We start from the raw sequence: 13,162 nt of genomic DNA, 5'->3' as shown, positions 1-13,162 counted from the left end.
TCGTCACTCGGCGGCTTCGAGGGCGGCGGTGCGGGCGGCGTCCAATTCGGCCGCGCGGGCCTCCACCAGCTCGACGATGTGGTCGATCATCCCGCCATTGGCCAGTTTGTGGGCCATCTTGCCGTTCAGGTAGACCATGCCCGAGCCGGCGCCGCCGCCGGTGAAGCCCACGTCGGTGTAGAGCGCCTCGCCCGGGCCGTTGACGACGCAGCCGATGATCGACAGCGACATGGGCGTGGTCACATGGGCCAGCTTCTCTTCCAGGAGGCCGACCGTCTCGATGACGTTGAAGCCCTGACGCGCGCACGACGGGCAGGCGATGATGTTGACGCCCCGGTGGCGCAGGCCGAGCGACTTCAGAATGTCGAACCCGACCTTGATCTCCTCGACCGGATCGGCGGCGAGGGAGACCCGGATGGTGTCGCCGATCCCGGCCCAGAGCATATTGCCCATGCCGATGGCGGACTTGATCGTGCCCGAACGCAGCGGGCCGGCCTCGGTGACGCCGAGGTGCAGGGGGCAGTCGATGGCCTCGGCCAGCTGCTGGTAGGCGGCGACGGTCAGGAAGGGGTCTGAGGCCTTCACCGAGATCTTGAACTCGTGGAAGTCGTGGTCCTGAAGGATGCGGGCGTGGTTCAGGGCCGATTCGACCATGGCCTCGGGGCAGGGCTCGCCGTATTTCTCCAGCAGCTCCTTCTCCAGCGAGCCGGCGTTGACGCCGATGCGCATGGAGCAGCCGTGGTCCTTGGCCGCCTGGATGACGTCGCGGACGCGCGACGCATTGCCGATATTGCCCGGGTTGATGCGCAGACAGGCAGCGCCGGCCTCGGCCGCCTCGATGCCGCGTTTGTAGTGGAAGTGGATGTCGGCCACGAGCGGGACCTTCGCCTCACGGGCGATGGTGCGGAAGGCGGCCGTCGAGGCCTCATCGGGGCAGGAGACACGGACGATATCGGCCCCCGCCTCTTCCAGCTCGCGGATCTGACCGATGGTCGCGTTGGCGTCCGAGGTCAGGGTGTTGGTCATCGACTGGACGCTGATCGGGGCATCGCCGCCGACCGCGACATTGCCCACCATGATCTGGCGAGACTTCCGGCGCTCGATGTGGCGCCAGGGACGGATGTGGGAATGGTCGCTCATGACAGGGTCAATATAGGCGCGGAGCGGAGACAAGGCCATGACGGCTTGCTGTCTCCTCCCTGCGCCGCAGGCGTGGGGAGGTGGCTCGAAGCGTAGCGGAGAGACGGAGGGGTTCTTCGTGCGGCAAGAACCGCTCCGTCAGCTCGCGAAGAGCTCGCTGCCACCTCCCCATCGCTGCGCGACAGAGAGGAGACGAGATCAGCGCGCCAAGGTCTGCTGCCCGGTAGAGACGGTCTGAACCATGGCCGCCTGCTGGGTCGAGGCCGCCGCGCGGGCTGCTGCGGCCTGGGCGGCGAGGGCCTGGGCCTGGACCTGGGCCGCGGTCTGGCGGGCGAGGGCGGCAGCGCGGGTGTTCAACTGGCTGAGCGGCGTCAGTGCGGCGGTCAGGGCCCCTCCATACTCTCCGTTCAGATAGACGTCGAAGGCGGTGGGATCGGAAACGTCGATGGTTCCGGAGAGGCCGATCGGAGCGCGCCAGGCCTCTCCGGCTGCGAGCTGGCGGGCGAACAGGACGCTGCCGTCAGACAGTTTGACGATCAGGGCGCCGGTCTTGCGGGCCTGGAGCACGACCTGGGATGCGGTGGCCGAGGCGCCGTAGACAGCGCCGCGCGGGTTGAAGGCGGCCTGGACGGGCGGGGCGTTCGCCGCCGCAGCCGCTGCGACGGCGGCGGTGTCGGACGGATCGACGCCGGTCAACTGCGCCTCCAGGCCGGGCGTGATGTAGAGGACAGGCGTGGTCTGGTCGGCCGGAGCCGGTTGGGGCGCGCCGACCCGCAGGCCGCTCTGGCCCGGAACGTCTCCGAGGCTCCAGCTTTCGGGAACCTCGGCGATGTCGGAGGGCTGGGGCGCGCGGATCAGGCTGACGCGCTGGAACACGTTCCAGCCGATGACTGCCACGACCACGATCAGGATGCCGCCGACGATGCGCGGCGAATAGCGACGCACCTCCTCGAAGGCGACGCCGGTCGGCGCCTGCAGCGGCACCGAGGCGTCCGGCGTCTCGCGTTTGTAGCGTTCGACCGCCAGTTGCTCGTCGAGGCCCAGGGCGCCGGCATAGGCGCGCACATAGCCGATGGCGAAGACGCGCGACGGCAGGCCGGAGATATTGTTTTCCTCGAGCGCGTTCAGATAGCGCTGGTGCACCCGGGTGTCGGCGGAGAGTTCGGCCATGGACTTGCCGGAGAGTTCGCGGGCCTTGCGCAGGCCGTCGCCCAGAGTCGCCGCGTCAGTGATGGAGGGCACAGGGTCCTTCCAGTCCGGATGAGCCCGAAATTCATCGGGGACATTCCCCGTATCCAGCGCCATGACGCTTCGCCCCACACTCGGCCCGACCGGGAATTCCAGCCGCGCCGTACTCGACCAGGGCCCGCTTACCACGTTGGTATGACGGATCCCGCCTCCCCCCGGAGGCCCACTCATATCGTCCTGTGGATAACCCATTTCAGCCGCCGGTTCAACGCCTTGTTAAGCTTGAATCCGTCCCCGGACGGGACGGATCACAAACCGACGTTCAACTTCCGGGCCAGGCTTTCGATTTCGCTGCGGATCGATCCGGCCGAGGATCCGAGCAGGTTGTTCATGCCGCGTTTCGCCGCCGTCAGATCGGTCGTCAGGATCATCCGTTTGACCGGTCCGATGCCGCCCGCCGGGGCCGACAGCCGGGTGAAGCCTAGGCAGATCAGGGCGAAGGCCTCCAGCGGCCGGCCGGCCAGCTCGCCGCAGACCGAAACGGGCGTGCCGGTCTCGGTGCAGGCCTTCTGGATCGATTGCAGGGCGCGCAGGGCCGGCGGCGACAGGGCGTCGTAGCGATCCGAGACCAGGGGATTGGTCCGGTCAGCGGCGTACATGTACTGGAACAGGTCGTTGGAGCCGACCGAGACGAAATCGGTCATCGGCAGCAGGGCGTCCAGGTGCCAGAGCAGGCTCGGGCACTCGATCATCGCCCCGACGCGCAGGGTCGCCGGCAGGGGCCGACCGCGACGCCGGGCCCATTCGCATTCCACATCGACCAGTTCCCGGGCGGCGCGGAATTCGTCCACCGTGGCGATCATCGGGAACATGACGCGCAGCTCCCGCCCGGCCCCCGCGGCCAGAAGCGCGCGCAGCTGGAGACGCAGCAGGGACGGGCGGTCGAGACCCAGGCGGATGGCGCGCCGTCCCAGGGCGGGATTCTCCTCCCGCTCGGTGGTCTCCATATAGGGCAGGACCTTGTCGCCGCCGATGTCGAGGGTGCGGAAGGTGACGGGCCGGTCACCGGCCGCGTCGAGCACCAGTTTGTACAGGGCCGTCTGGGAGTTCAGGCGCGGCAGTTCCTCCGACACCATGAACTGGAACTCGGTGCGGAACAGGCCGATGCCCTCGGCGCCGGTCTCGTCCAGGTTCTCCAGGTCGACGGCGAGGCCAGCGTTGGTCAGCAGGGTGATACGGGTTCCATCGACGGTCACGGCCGGGACGTCGCGCAGCCTGGCGAACTCGGCCTGACGCTGTTCGCGCACGGCCATGCGCGACTGGATCGATTCCAGCATGTCGGGACGGGGTCGCAGATACGCCTCGCCGGTCTCGCCGTCGACGATTACGAGGTCGCCCTCGCTCAGCCGGTCGCGCACGCCCTGCAGACGGCCGACGCAGGGAATCTGGAGGGCGCGGGCGACGATGGCGGCGTGGCTGGCCGCCGAGCCTTCCTCGATCAGCAGGCCCTTCAGCTTATGCCGCGGATACTCCAGCAGATCGGCCGGACCGAGGTTGCGCGCCACCAGGATGGCGTCGTCGGGCAGGACGCGCTGCCCCGGCTTCTCGCCGCCCAGCACCCGCAGCAGCCGGTTGGCCAGGTCCTCGAAGTCGTGCAGCCGTTCCTTGATATAGGGATCACGGGCCTGGGCGAAGCGGGCGCGGTGTTCGTTGCGCACCCGGTCGACGGCCGCCTCGGCGGTCAATCCGCCCCGGACCGCCTCCTCCAGAGACCGGTTCCAGCCCCGGTCGTCGGCGAACATGCGGTAGGTTTCCAGCACCTCGAACGACTGGCCGGACAGCTTGCCCTGTCCGCCGTCGAGCAGGGCGTCGATGGAGGTCTTGAGGACCGTGAGCCCCTCGCGCAGGCGGATTTCCTCGACCTGCTGGTTCTCGGCCAGCAGCCGTTCCGGCGGCAGGGGCGCCTCGTGCAGGACCACGCGGCCGAAGGCCAGACCTTCGGCGAACCTTTGGCCCTTGATGCGTTCGGGCCGGTGGGGCGCGACCTCGATGTCACGCAGCTCCTCCTGGGCCAGCAGTTCGCCCGAAGCCACGGTCTCGGCCAGGACCATGGCGATGGTCTGGATGTCCTCGACCTCGTCGGGATCGTAGCGGCGTTCGGCCCGGTTCTGGACGACCAGGACGCCGATGGCCCGACCTCCACGCAGCAGCGGGGCGCCGAGGAAGGCATGATAGGGATCCTCGCCCGTCTCCGGCCGGTAGGAGAAGCTGGGGTGGCTCGGCGCGTCCGACAGGCTGATCGGCTGGGCCAGGCGAGCCACCTCGCCCACCAGGCCCTCGCCGGGCTTCAGGCGGGTGGCGTGGACGGCGTCGCGGTTCAGGCCGTGGGTGGCGAACAGCTCCAGCTCGCCCGAGGCCCGGCGCAGATAGATGGAGCAGACCTCGGCCACCATCGACTGGGCGATGGTGGTGACCACGACGTCCAGACGACCCTGGGCGGGACCGCCATCGGCCATCGCCTCGCGGATCTGGCGCAGGAGGACGCGAGGTCCCCTGGTCATCGATCCGCCCGCTATGGCCATCCGGTCTCCCTGTCGGCCCCCGGGATGGGGACGGGTTCAGCCGATACTATACCGCTTCCAGCCCATAGGCCGAATGCAGGGCGCGAACGGCCAGCTCGGCATAGGCGGCGTCGATCAGGACGCTGATCTTGATTTCCGAGGTCGAGATAGCCTGGAACTTCACGCCCTTGTCCGCCAGGGCCTTGAACATGGTCTGGGCGACACCCGCGTGACTGCGCATGCCGACGCCGACGACCGAGACCTTGGCCACGTCCTCGTCGACGCGGATTTCCTCGAAGCCGATGTCCTTCTGGGCCGCGCGCATCAGCTCGGCGGCGCGCGCTGCGTCTCGCCTGCCGGTGGTGAAGGTCAGGTTGACCGCCCCCTCGGTGCGGGCCTGCGACTGGACGATCATGTCCACGTTGACGCTGGCCTCGGCCAGGCGGGTGAAGACGTCGGCGGGGGCGTCGACCCGGTCGGACAGGCCCAGCAGGGTGATACGGGCCTCGTCGCGGCTCATGGTCACGCCGGACACGATGCGTTTTTCCACGATTTCCTCCTCGTCGCAGATCAGGGTGCCGGACTTGGCGGGCAACACGCCGTTTTCGTCGGGTTCGATGAAGCTGGACAGCACGCGCACCGGAACCTGCATGCCCATGGCCAGTTCGACCGAGCGGGTCTGGAGCACCTTGGCCCCGAGCGACGCCATTTCCAGCATCTCCTCGTAGGAGACCTTCTCGAGCCGACGGGCCCGGCTCTCGATGCGCGGGTCGGTCGTATAGACCCCGTCCACGTCCGTATAGATGTCGCAGGCGCAGCCCAGAGCGGCGGCCACGGCCACGGCCGAGGTGTCCGATCCGCCCCGGCCCAGGGTGGTGATCCGGCCGGTCGGCGACACGCCCTGGAAGCCCGGGATGACCGCGATCTCTCCGGCGTCCAGCGCGGCGCCCAGTTTCTCGCCCGGCACGGCGACGATGCGGGCGCGGGCGTGATCCTCGTCGGTGAGGATCGGAATCTGCCAGCCCATCCAGCTGCGCGCGTTCAGACCCATGTTGCGCAGGGTGATGGCCAGAAGACCCGAGGTCACCTGTTCGCCCGAGGCGACGACGACGTCGTATTCGTCGTCCGACAGCGGCAGGCCGGCGGCGGCGCTTCCCGCGCCGTCCGTCCAGGCCACCAGTTCGTTGGTCTTGCCCGCCATGGCGGAGACGACGACGGCCACCGAATGGCCGGCCTTGACCTCGGCGGCGATGATCCGGGCGGCGCGGCGAATACGCTCGAGGTCGCCCATCGACGTGCCGCCGAACTTCATCACCAGTCGTGTGTTGGTCGGCCGCGTCATCGTGGCGTTCGTCCCCGTCTTGCCAGAAAGCCGCAAAAGGGGTTCACCCTTGCGTCCATGGCCGCTTCTACCGACCCGTCGACGATGCGCAAACCCCAAACGGGGCAGGGTTTTGCCGATATAGCCGAAGGCGCCAGCATCGATCCCGCCGACGTGGCCCGGTTCTCGGCCCAGGCGGCGGAATGGTGGGACGCGAGCGGCCCGTTCGCCCCCCTGCACCGGTTCAACCCGGCGCGGCTGGCCTTCATCCGCGACCGGGTGGCCGAACGGTTCGGGCGCGACCCCAGGACGCGCGCGCCGTTCGAGGGCCTGAGCCTGATCGACATCGGCTGCGGCGGCGGCCTGATCGCCGAGCCGATGCGGCGAATGGGGTTTGCCGTCACCGCCGTCGACGCCTCGTCCGAGAATATCGGCACGGCCCGGGCCCATGCGGCCGAACAAGGTCTCGACATCGCCTATCGCGCCGCGACGGTGGAACAGGTCGAAGCGGAAGGCGCGGGGCCTTTCGACGTCGTTCTGGTGCTGGAAATCATCGAGCATGTGGCCGACCCGGAGGCCTTCATCCGGGCCTGTTCGCGGCTGATCGCGCCCGGCGGGATCCTGGTCGTCGCCACCCTGAACCGGACGCTGAAGTCGCTGGCGCTGGGCAAGATCGCGGCCGAATACATCCTGCGCTGGGTGCCTGCGGGCACGCACGACTGGCGTCAATTCCTCAAGCCGGACGAGATCCGGTCGATGCTGTCGGCCGAGCCGGTGGCGGTGACCGGCCCCTTCGGCCTGAACTATTCGCCGCTCAGCGACCGCTGGAGCGAGAGCGCCGGGGCTGACGTCAACTACATGATGCTGGCCACGCGGGACTGACCGCAAAGCTTACGGAGATTTCATCCAGCTGTCAGACTTGTAACGGGATTCTGGCCGAGCGCGGTGGCAACGAGGAGCCATAGCAATGGAGCCTTCCCGATGAAACGCCTGCTGATTCTCGCCACCGTCTCCGCCGCCCTGATGACCTCGGGCTGCATCACCTTGATCGACGCCGACGGCGACGACTCCTGGCACGGCAACAACGCCCAGCCGTTCGACGCTGCACGCGAGGAGTGCGACGACCGCACCGAAAGTCGCGACGCCTTCATAGTCTGCATGGCCGAGAAGGGCTGGACCCGCAGCTAGACCGTTCTCGTCATATAGCGGGCGTCGGAGCCGTAGCTGATCAGTTTGGCCGCCATCTCCGGCGTCTCGCGCACGTCGAACCCGTGGCCGCGCCAGAAGTCGACGGCGTCGTTGACGGCGACCAGGGCGATCGTCGTCCGGCCGCTCGCCCTGGCCAGATCGACCACAGCGGCCACCGCCGGCCTCGACCAGCCCTGCCCCCGCATCGCGGGCGTCAGGACGAGGTCGTGCAGATAGAGGATCGAGGCGTCCGCTGGAGTCGCCTCGATCAGGGTGTTGAGCGTCGGCGCTGCGTCCCTCGTCCACGGATAGGCGACCAGATAGCCCTCCAGCGCGCCCGGCGTCTGAAGCACGAAACAGCCCGCCGGGTTGAGGGCGAGCCGGTTCTCGAAACAGTCCCGGCCCTCGAAATGGTTGGGAAAACCGATGACGGCGATCCCGGCGACGCGATCGAGGTCGGCTTCGGTCATCGGCCGCCAGCCGGTTGCAGTCGTCACGGGGTGGGACATCTCGTATTCAGCTCGGCCTTGTCGAATCGCCAGTCCATCGCCTGGTCGCGGTCGCCCATCCGTCCCTCGATCCGGGCCGTCAGGACGTCGCCCGTCCGCTGATAGATGACGCGCTGGGGAAAGTCGTTGTCGAGGTTCTGGAACACCACTCGCGAGGCCGAGGCCGCGAGCACTGGAAAGGCGGTCGCCGCCGCGCCGCCGGGCTGGGCGACATAGGCCATGACGCCGTCGATCGGGGCCACCCGCGCATACTCGAACGACGTCTCGCCCGAGGCCACCGTGACCGCCGCGCCGATCAGGACGCTGCCGCGCGGGTCGGTCCAGGTCTCCGATGCCTCGCGCCCTTGCGAACAGTCCAGCCAGTAACCGGCCATCCAGGCCAGATCGGGCCGGGCCGGCGCGGTCTGCAGCGCTGCAGCGGCGAACAGGGCGGTCAGGCTAGTCATCCGCGTCCTCCAGGCGGCCGCGTCGTGCGGCGACGGGTCAAAGCCTAGGCCAGGTGCGGCGGGCCCGGCTTGTAGGTTTGCGACGCGATGGCGCGGGCCAGTTCGACCTGTTCACGCGCCCATTCGGTCGCCGTGCAACCGAGGAAACGGCGGAAGTCGCGCGCCATCTGCGGCTGGTCGAAATAGCCGGCGCCCAGCCCCGCCTCCAACCAGCCGCCCGCCTCGGGCGTCGGTTCCAGCGCATGGTCGAACACCCGCCGGAACCGCAGCACGGAGCGCAGCATCCGGGGCGAGACGCCGACCCGGTCGAGGAAGCGGCGCTGCAGGGCGCGCTGGTCGGCGGAGGAGCGCACGGCGGCGGGCGCATCGTCCATCATCGCCTCGACCTCGGCGCGGACGACCGGATCGACGGTCCAGCCCTGTTGGAGCCGCAGCGCCTCCAGCCGGTCGGTCATGGCCTTCGTCTGCGCCTCGGGATCGCCGGCGGGCGGCCGGACGCCTCTGAGCCGGTCGACCATGTCCAGCCGCCCGTCGGTCGCCGTGCTCAGCGGGGCGCCCAGCCAGTCGCGGGCGCCGTCGGGGTGGAAGCGGACGGCGACCAGTTCGACCGCGCCGACCGGGCGTATGGCGATGGGCCGTGTCATCTGGCCGGCGAACAGGGCGGACGGCTGCAGGCGCCAGACCCCGTCCGGCCCCTCCTCCTCATAGGGGGCGCCGATGTCGAGGATCAGTTCGGGACAGCCGTCGGGGGCGATCCGCTGGACGGTGTCCGACGGTTCGGGATTGGCGTAGGTCCAGATCACCTTGACCCAGGGGGCCAGGGACGGCGGCGGCGGGAACTCGGCGTAGCGTTCTTCGATGTTCAAACGGCGATCCCCCAATCCTGTTCACCGTGCACCCCGGCGAAGGCCGGGGTCCAGATGGAATGACGCGTTTCAGGGGGGGAGCCGGTACGTCGTCCAACCTGCCCGAGTCCGTGATCTGGATCCCGGCCTTCGCCGGGATGCACGGAGGGAAGGGACCTCAGTTCGCCTTGCCCGGATCGATCGGGGCCGGCGGCAGGGCGGCGCAGGGGACGCCGTCCTCCTTCAGCGCCTTGACCTCGGCAGGCGTGGCTTCGCCGTAGATCTCGCGCTTCTCGGCGGCGCCCTCGTGGATGGCGCGGGCTTCGCGGGCGAACGTATCCCCGACATAGTCAAAATTCTGCTCGACGTGGCTGCGCACCTCGCGGGCGGCCTGCATCATCATCGTCTGGACCCGGGCCGTCATGTCGGGATCGGCGCCGCGAGTCTTCGTGCCCGCGACGGCCGGCGCCATGATCTGTTTCGACACGGCGTGGGAGCCGCAGAACGGGCATTCGACGAGGCCGCGCACCGCCTGATCGTCATAGGCGTCGGACGACCCGAACCAGGCTTCGAACGGGTGGGCGTGATCGCAGACGAGGGCGTAACGGATCATGGAGCGGTGAACTCCCGGTCGTGACGCAGGGCGGGCACGGAAGAGCGGGCCTTCTCGACGGCCGAGACGTCCAGCCTTGCGTGCAGTACGCCCGGTTCGTCGTGATCCAGTCTGGCGATCACCTCGCCCCAGGGACCGACGACGGTCGAGCGGCCCCAGGTCCTGCGGCCGTCCTCGTGCGTCCCGCCCTGGGCCGGGGCCAGGACGAAGGCGCCGGTCTCGATGGCGCGGGCGCGCAGCAGGGTCTCCCAGTGGGCCTCGCCGGTCGGGACGGTGAAGGCGGCCGGAACCGAGATCATGCCGGCGCCGGCCTTGGCCAGCTGGCGGAACAGATGCGGGAAGCGAATGTCGTAGCAGACCGTCAGGCCCAGACGGCCCCAGGGCGTATCGGCCACGACCGCGCCGTCGCCGGGCCGGATCGTCGAGCTCTCGCGGTAACTTTCGCCATTCGGCAGGTCGACGTCGAACACGTGCAGCTTGTCGTAGCGGGCAACGATGCCGCCGCCGGCGTCGATCAGCAGCGAGCGGTTGGCGGCCCGGTCGTCTCCGGCCTGCTCCGACTTGACGATGGCTGAGCCCATCAGGATCCAGACGTCCAGCTCCGCCGCCAGATGGCGCAGGCCCAGGACGACGGCGTCCTGCCGTTCGCTGACGATGGCGAGACCGCGGCGGTCCTTGCGCTGTTCCAGCAGGTTCGACCCCTCGGGCGTCAGAATGAATTTCGCGCCTTGTGCCGCCGCCTGCCGGATCAGGGGCTCGACATGGGCCAGCGCCGCAGCCTGCGTCCCCGGGGTGCGGGTCTGGATCAGAGCGATGGGCAGGCCCGAAGACATCAGGCGGCCAGAAGCGCGTCGAGCTGGCCGCGCCGGTCTAGGGCGTGCATGTCGTCGGAGCCGCCGATGTGTTTTCCATCGACGAAGATCTGGGGGAAGGTGGCCTTGCCGCCCGACTTCTGGATCATCTCGGCCTTCTTCTTCGGGTCGTTGGAGGCCACGATCTCGGTGAAATCGACGCCTTTGCGCGCCAGCAGGCCCATGGCCGCCATGCAGTAGGGGCAACCGGGTTTGGTGTAGAGGACGACGTCGGCCAAGGCGGCAGCTCCGAAAAATTAGTGTGATCGACCGTGCACGGTGCAAGGCGTACGGATCGAACCGTTCCCCTATCTAGGCAGTTCCCGCGCCGTTCGCACCCTCGCGATGACGGCCAGGTCCACGGCGCGGGCGCCGGCCTTGAGAAGCGCGCGGGCGCAGGCCTCGGCCGTCGCCCCTGTGGTCAGGACGTCGTCGACCAGCAGGATGCGCCGCCCGCGTACCTGTCGCGCCGCAGCTTCGGACACGGCGAAGGCCGATTTCACATTCAGCTTGCGGCCGCGCAGGCTGCGTCCGCCCTGGGTTTCGGTGGCGCGGGCGCGGATCAGGGCCTCGGGCAGATAGTCGCGGTTCGCCGCCCGGGCGATCGGCCGCGCGATCTCGGCGGCCTGGTTGAAACGCCGGGCCAGCAGGCGCGAGCGATGCAGCGGCACAGGCACGACGGCGTCGCAGTCCTCGATGAGAGGCGCGGCGGCCCGGCCCAGCCAGCGGGCGAACAAAGATGCGAACTGCTGCTGATCGCCATGCATGAACTTCAGGATCAGGCCGCGCGAGGCCGTGTCGTAGACGCAGGCGGCGCGGGCCCGGGCGAAAACATAGGGCTGGGCCAGACAGGCGGCGCAGCGATCCGAGGCGAAGTCGCCGCCGTCATATTCGAACGCCGCCCCGCAACCGTCGCAGACGGGGTCTTCCAGAAAGATCACCCGGCTCCAGGCGCCGGCGGTCAGGCCGGCGGCGGCCGTCGCTTCGCGGCTGTCATGGGCCATGGGCGGCAGGATCAGGTCGGCCAGGCCCCGGCCGAAAGACGTCAGCCTTCGACCGATCCGCGACCGGCCGTCTTCCCAACGCTCGCTCCAGCCCCCATCCTCAACAGCCATGACCGAACCCGGCCCTCCCCTGATCTTCGACGCCGCGCGGCGGGCGGCCCGGCTGGCGCGGTCGGAGCGCCGTTTCGCCGACGCCGACTTCCTGCATCACCGCGCCGCCGAGAACGCCGTTCTCAGTCTCGAGGCGACCTTGCGGGAGTTTCCGGTCGCCGTCGACCTGTCTGCGCACCCGGGACCGTTCGCCCAGGCTCTGGCCGGGAGCGATGCCGCTGGCCGGGTCGGATCGCCGCGCGCGGTCGGGGATCGGACGGATCGCGCCGGACCGGGCGCCAGGACGCTGGACATCGAGCCGGGGTCGGCGGATCTGATCGTGTCCTTGATGACCCTGCACTGGGCCAACGACCTTCCCGGCGCGCTGAGCCAGATCCGGCGGACGCTGAAGCCGGACGGGCTGTTTCTGGGGACGCTGCTGGGCGCGGGGACGCTGAAGGAGCTGCGCGGCGTGCTGACCGAGGCGGAGCTGGCCGAACGCGGCGGGGCCCAGGCGCGGGTGTCGCCCTTCGCCGACGGCTTCGACGGGGCCGGCCTGCTGCAGCGGGCCGGGTTCGCCCTGCCGGTGGCGGACGTGGATCGGTTGACGGTTCGCTATCCGGACCTGTTCGCCCTGATCCGCGACCTGCGCGCCATGGGCGAGACCAATGTGCTGGCGGGCGCGGTCCGGCCCCTGACCCGGCCGATCATCGCGCGGGCGGCCGCCCTCTATTCAGAACGATATGGCGAGGCCGATGGCCGCATTCCGGCGACGTTCGAGATCGTCAACCTGGCGGGCTGGGCGCCGCATGAGAGCCAGCCGAAACCGCTGCCGCGCGGATCGGCCAGAGTCCGGCTCGCCGACGCGCTGGGCGTCGTCGAGCACGGACGCCACGACCCTTAGCGGGGCGCGGCCTCGACCAAAACTTCGGTGCGGCGGCGCAGGGGTTCGGCCACGCCTGAGGACGTCGTGGCGCCCTGATCGCCTGCAGCCGTGAGCTCAAAAGCGGGCGTCGGCCATCCGGCGGCGGTCAGGGCCTCGGCCACCGCGAGGGCGCGTTGCTCGGACAAGGCCTGATTGGCGTCGGCGCCGCCCGTGGACGACGCCAGGCCCAGCACCTGAACGGTCTTGATCTCGCAGCCCTGAAGTTGGGTCGCGGTCAGGCCGATCGCCGTCCGCGCGGCCGGCGTCAGGCTCGCCTGGTCCTCGGCGAAATAGATGTCGAACCGCTTGGCGGCGCAGGCCGAGGGCTCGGTCACCAGCTCGTCACGGCTGGGCGTCCGCAGGGTTGAACACCCCGCCAGCGCCATCGCTGCCAAACTGGCCGCCAGAATAGTCGATTTCATCGTCATGTCGCCGCCTCCCTGAATTCTGTCGCGGAAAGGGCGGCCCGCCATCGACGAGC

Annotated in this window: 15 protein-coding genes; 3 read left to right on the top strand and 12 right to left on the bottom strand. The window is 69.4% G+C overall.

What is annotated here, in order from left to right; all coding sequences use genetic code 11:
* Positions 1–3 precede the first annotated feature (3 nt).
* The 4 genes from ispG to ACP7A5_RS09190 form a co-directional block, all read right to left on the bottom strand.
* A complete protein-coding gene (gene ispG, locus ACP7A5_RS09205) occupies positions 4–1,140 on the bottom strand; it encodes a flavodoxin-dependent (E)-4-hydroxy-3-methylbut-2-enyl-diphosphate synthase (RefSeq protein WP_426041640.1) in 1,137 nt (378 codons plus the stop codon).
* 198 nt (positions 1,141–1,338) lie between these two features.
* Complete coding sequence (locus tag ACP7A5_RS09200; protein WP_426041639.1) at positions 1,339–2,382, bottom strand: helix-turn-helix domain-containing protein; 1,044 nt, start codon at positions 2,380–2,382, stop codon at positions 1,339–1,341.
* A gap of 254 nt (positions 2,383–2,636) precedes the next feature.
* Positions 2,637–4,910, bottom strand: coding sequence for a phosphoenolpyruvate--protein phosphotransferase (gene ptsP / locus ACP7A5_RS09195; RefSeq protein WP_426041638.1), 2,274 nt, complete (start codon positions 4,908–4,910; stop codon positions 2,637–2,639).
* A gap of 46 nt (positions 4,911–4,956) precedes the next feature.
* The gene (locus ACP7A5_RS09190; protein WP_426041637.1) at positions 4,957–6,231 is read right to left on the bottom strand and encodes an aspartate kinase; all 1,275 of its coding nucleotides are present in this window, start codon (positions 6,229–6,231) and stop codon (positions 4,957–4,959) included.
* Between the two features lie 84 nt (positions 6,232–6,315).
* Here ACP7A5_RS09190 and ubiG point away from each other — a divergent pair, with 84 nt between their 5' ends.
* Both ubiG and ACP7A5_RS09180 read left to right on the top strand, forming a co-directional pair.
* Positions 6,316–7,092 (top strand): bifunctional 2-polyprenyl-6-hydroxyphenol methylase/3-demethylubiquinol 3-O-methyltransferase UbiG, encoded by a 777-nt coding sequence (gene ubiG, locus ACP7A5_RS09185; RefSeq protein WP_426041673.1) that lies wholly within the window; start codon positions 6,316–6,318, stop codon positions 7,090–7,092.
* Positions 7,093–7,191: 99 nt separating this feature from the next.
* On the top strand, positions 7,192–7,398 hold the full coding sequence (locus ACP7A5_RS09180; protein ID WP_426041636.1) for a hypothetical protein: 207 nt from the start codon (positions 7,192–7,194) through the stop codon (positions 7,396–7,398).
* Here ACP7A5_RS09180 and ACP7A5_RS09175 read toward each other — a convergent pair.
* From ACP7A5_RS09175 to ACP7A5_RS09145, 7 genes are all read right to left on the bottom strand, one after another.
* Positions 7,395–7,895: a GNAT family N-acetyltransferase gene (locus ACP7A5_RS09175; RefSeq protein WP_426041635.1), complete on the bottom strand. Its 501-nt coding sequence runs from the start codon at positions 7,893–7,895 to the stop codon at positions 7,395–7,397. The genes ACP7A5_RS09180 and ACP7A5_RS09175 overlap by 4 nt on opposite strands.
* Positions 7,892–8,353, bottom strand: a complete 462-nt coding sequence (locus ACP7A5_RS09170) for a DUF6265 family protein (RefSeq protein ID WP_426041634.1) — start codon at positions 8,351–8,353, stop codon at positions 7,892–7,894. Before ACP7A5_RS09170 ends, ACP7A5_RS09175 begins: the two co-directional genes overlap by 4 nt.
* A 44-nt stretch (positions 8,354–8,397) precedes the next feature.
* On the bottom strand, positions 8,398–9,219 hold the full coding sequence (locus ACP7A5_RS09165) for an AraC family transcriptional regulator (protein ID WP_426041633.1): 822 nt from the start codon (positions 9,217–9,219) through the stop codon (positions 8,398–8,400).
* Between the two features lie 157 nt (positions 9,220–9,376).
* Complete coding sequence (locus tag ACP7A5_RS09160) at positions 9,377–9,811, bottom strand: DUF1178 family protein (RefSeq protein ID WP_426041632.1); 435 nt, start codon at positions 9,809–9,811, stop codon at positions 9,377–9,379.
* Entirely contained in the window at positions 9,808–10,644 is an 837-nt protein-coding gene (locus tag ACP7A5_RS09155) for a carbon-nitrogen hydrolase family protein (RefSeq protein WP_425990173.1), read from the bottom strand. The genes ACP7A5_RS09160 and ACP7A5_RS09155 overlap by 4 nt, the downstream gene beginning before the upstream one ends.
* On the bottom strand, positions 10,644–10,901 hold the full coding sequence (gene grxC, locus ACP7A5_RS09150; RefSeq protein WP_425990171.1) for a glutaredoxin 3: 258 nt from the start codon (positions 10,899–10,901) through the stop codon (positions 10,644–10,646). Before grxC ends, ACP7A5_RS09155 begins: the two co-directional genes overlap by 1 nt.
* 69 nt (positions 10,902–10,970) lie before the next feature.
* A complete protein-coding gene (locus ACP7A5_RS09145; protein ID WP_426041631.1) occupies positions 10,971–11,777 on the bottom strand; it encodes a ComF family protein in 807 nt (268 codons plus the stop codon).
* On the opposite strand from ACP7A5_RS09145, the gene ACP7A5_RS09140 reads away from it, so the two are divergent.
* Positions 11,776–12,660, top strand: coding sequence for a methyltransferase domain-containing protein (locus tag ACP7A5_RS09140; RefSeq protein ID WP_426041630.1), 885 nt, complete (start codon positions 11,776–11,778; stop codon positions 12,658–12,660). The two genes, ACP7A5_RS09145 and ACP7A5_RS09140, sit on opposite strands and share 2 nt — an antisense overlap.
* On the opposite strand, the gene ACP7A5_RS09135 is transcribed toward ACP7A5_RS09140, so the two are convergent.
* On the bottom strand, positions 12,657–13,109 hold the full coding sequence (locus ACP7A5_RS09135) for an OmpA family protein (RefSeq protein ID WP_426041629.1): 453 nt from the start codon (positions 13,107–13,109) through the stop codon (positions 12,657–12,659). The two genes, ACP7A5_RS09140 and ACP7A5_RS09135, sit on opposite strands and share 4 nt — an antisense overlap.
* Positions 13,110–13,162: the final 53 nt, after the last annotated feature.

Source organism: Brevundimonas sp. TWP2-3-4b1 (genome assembly GCF_049897665.1).
Lineage (GTDB): Bacteria > Pseudomonadota > Alphaproteobacteria > Caulobacterales > Caulobacteraceae > Brevundimonas > Brevundimonas subvibrioides_B.
Note: the sequence above shows the minus strand (reverse complement) of the source record. Positions and strands in the feature narration are given on the sequence as shown.

Excerpts from the sequence above, each read along its gene's own strand:
- ACP7A5_RS09155 (WP_425990173.1), bottom strand. The coding sequence starts at position 10,644 with ATGTCTTCGGGCCTGCCCATCGCTCTGATCCAGACCCGCACCCCGGGG.
- ACP7A5_RS09160 (WP_426041632.1), bottom strand. The coding sequence starts at position 9,811 with ATGATCCGTTACGCCCTCGTCTGCGATCACGCCCACCCGTTCGAAGCC.
- ACP7A5_RS09190 (WP_426041637.1), bottom strand. The coding sequence starts at position 6,231 with ATGACGCGGCCGACCAACACACGACTGGTGATGAAGTTCGGCGGCACG.
- ispG (WP_426041640.1), bottom strand. The coding sequence starts at position 1,140 with ATGAGCGACCATTCCCACATCCGTCCCTGGCGCCACATCGAGCGCCGG.
- ubiG (WP_426041673.1), top strand. The coding sequence starts at position 6,316 with ATGCGCAAACCCCAAACGGGGCAGGGTTTTGCCGATATAGCCGAAGGC.
- ptsP (WP_426041638.1), bottom strand. The coding sequence starts at position 4,910 with ATGGCCATAGCGGGCGGATCGATGACCAGGGGACCTCGCGTCCTCCTG.
- ACP7A5_RS09135 (WP_426041629.1), bottom strand. The coding sequence starts at position 13,109 with ATGACGATGAAATCGACTATTCTGGCGGCCAGTTTGGCAGCGATGGCG.
- ACP7A5_RS09145 (WP_426041631.1), bottom strand. The coding sequence starts at position 11,777 with ATGGCTGTTGAGGATGGGGGCTGGAGCGAGCGTTGGGAAGACGGCCGG.
- ACP7A5_RS09180 (WP_426041636.1), top strand. The coding sequence starts at position 7,192 with ATGAAACGCCTGCTGATTCTCGCCACCGTCTCCGCCGCCCTGATGACC.
- ACP7A5_RS09140 (WP_426041630.1), top strand. The coding sequence starts at position 11,776 with ATGACCGAACCCGGCCCTCCCCTGATCTTCGACGCCGCGCGGCGGGCG.
- ACP7A5_RS09170 (WP_426041634.1), bottom strand. The coding sequence starts at position 8,353 with ATGACTAGCCTGACCGCCCTGTTCGCCGCTGCAGCGCTGCAGACCGCG.